Genomic DNA, 723 nt, shown 5'->3' with positions numbered 1-723 from the left:
CATCTCGCCGACCCACTCACCCATCGCCACATGACGAGTCTGGCCCTGCCGCTGACGCGGCAGGACCAGAACCCCAAGATCTTCATGAGTCTTCTAGGCGGTGTCGAAGTGGGCCGGCCTCGTCAGCTGCCTGTGCGACGAGGCCGGCCGTGTCCTTCTCACTGGTGGCGTGGGCGGGGCAGCAGGGCGAACGCGCTCTCCGCGATCGAGGTCAGGCGGTCGGGGCTGTGGCCGTACGCGCCGACGACATCGCTCCCGCGAATGACGGTCAGCACAAGAAACGCGAGGTCGTCGGCATCCGCGTCGGGGTCGATGTCACCATGGCGCTGCGCCGCTCGCACACAGTCGGCCACCGCCGTGGCGACCACGGAGAAGCAGTCGTTGGCCAGGCGTCTCACCTCGGGGTCGGAGGCGCCGACCTCCAGGGCCATCTTCGCGGCGAAGCAGGTCGCCGCCGTCCGGTCGGAGGCGGGGGGCACGTCGGCGGCGAGTGACACCCCGTGGACGGCGCGCAGCAAGTAGGCGTGCAGTCGTTCCAGGGCGCCCTCGTCCGGTCCGGCGAGCATCTTCGGCGGGCCCTGCCCCAGCCGGGCGAAATAGCCGCCCATCGCTTCCAGCAGCACACCGTGCTTGCCGTCGAACGCGGCATAGAGACTGCCTCGGCCCAGGCCGGTGGCGGCACTGATGTCATCGACGCTCGTGCCGTTGTAGCCCGAGGCGCGG

General features: G+C 70.1%; 1 protein-coding gene. It reads right to left on the bottom strand.

Going from position 1 to position 723, the window contains the following annotated elements; genetic code table 11:
* Positions 1-158 precede the first annotated feature (158 nt).
* Positions 159-723: TetR/AcrR family transcriptional regulator (locus PV396_RS44925; RefSeq protein ID WP_319214171.1), on the bottom strand; the 565-nt coding region annotated here is incomplete at its 5' end.

It is taken from the genome of Streptomyces sp. ME02-8801-2C (assembly GCF_033793965.1).
GTDB lineage: Bacteria > Actinomycetota > Actinomycetes > Streptomycetales > Streptomycetaceae > Streptomyces.
Note: the sequence above shows the minus strand (reverse complement) of the source record. Positions and strands in the feature narration are given on the sequence as shown.